The following is a 1,063-nucleotide window of genomic DNA, read 5'->3' as shown; positions in this document are numbered from 1 at the left end:
CAGCAGGCCGTTGGTGTTCTCGTTGGACCCGCGCTGCCAGGGTGAGTGCGGGTCGCAGAAGTAGACCGCGACGCCGGTATCGATACTGAAGCGAGCGTGCTGGGCCATCTCCTTGCCGCGGTCCCAGGTCAAGGACCTGCGCAGCTGCTCGGGAAGGCGCTGGACGGCTGCGCTCAAGGCCTCGCGGACCTGCTCGGCCTTGCAGCCGTGCGGAAGGGCGATGAGCTGCACGAACCGGGTGCGGCGCTCGACCAGCGTGGCGATGGCGCTGGGCCGGACCCCGAAGACCAGGTCGCCCTCCCAGTGCCCGGGAACCGCGCGGTCGGCGACCTCGGCGGGGCGTTCGCTGATCGGCACGGTGTCGACCAGTTGCCCGCGCCCTTGCGGCAGCCGCTTGCCGCGGGGGTAGCGCATGGCCCGCCCGGTGCGCAGCGCGGCGGTGAGCTCGCGGCGCAGTGCACCTCTGCCCTGCACGAAGAGCGTCAGGTAGATCGTCTCGTGCGAGATGCGCATCGTCTCGTCCTGGGCGAAGTCCACGCTCAAGCGTGCCGCGATCTGCTGCGGTGACCACCTCTGCGCCAGCCTGCGCTCGACCTCGGCGCGCAGCCGCTGACAGCCAGCCAGCTTGCACTGCTTGGGGCGGCGCGCGCGCCGCCAGGCGGCGGCGTCAGCGCGCTGCGCCCGGTAGCTGCACCGCCCGCCGTTGCGCGCCAGCTCCCGGCTGATCGTCGAGGCTGCCCGGCCCAGCCGCCGCGCGATGGCCCGACAGCCCTCGCCGGCGGCGACCCCGCGGCTGATCTCCTCGCGCTCCGCGGCGCTGAGCTGGCGCGCACTGCGACGCGCCGGCTGGCGGCGCACCCCACCGCTTGCGGCGAGGAAGGCGCGCACCGTCGCGGGCCGGTTGATGCCCATGTCGCGGGCGATGGCCCGCTGCGACTCACCCGAGCGCCAGCGCCGCCAGATCTCGTCTTGCTGCTGCGTGCTCAAACCGGACGTCTTCACATCGCCCACCTCCACCACGACCGTGCCCGAGGAGGTGTTGCGTTGACCGGTTGAGACCGCC

At 73.0% G+C, this 1,063-nt stretch carries 1 protein-coding gene; it reads right to left on the bottom strand.

Annotated features, from left to right (window positions below):
• A partial coding sequence (locus ACRYMN_RS20845) for an IS30 family transposase (protein WP_432499336.1) occupies positions 1-1,002 on the bottom strand: 1,002 nt, incomplete at its 3' end.
• Positions 1,003-1,063 lie beyond the last annotated feature (61 nt).

The sequence above is a fragment of the Kineococcus gypseus genome, assembly GCF_050871305.1.
In the GTDB taxonomy this organism is placed as follows: domain Bacteria; phylum Actinomycetota; class Actinomycetes; order Actinomycetales; family Kineococcaceae; genus Kineococcus; species Kineococcus gypseus.
This window is presented reverse-complemented; position numbering and strand designations above follow the sequence as displayed.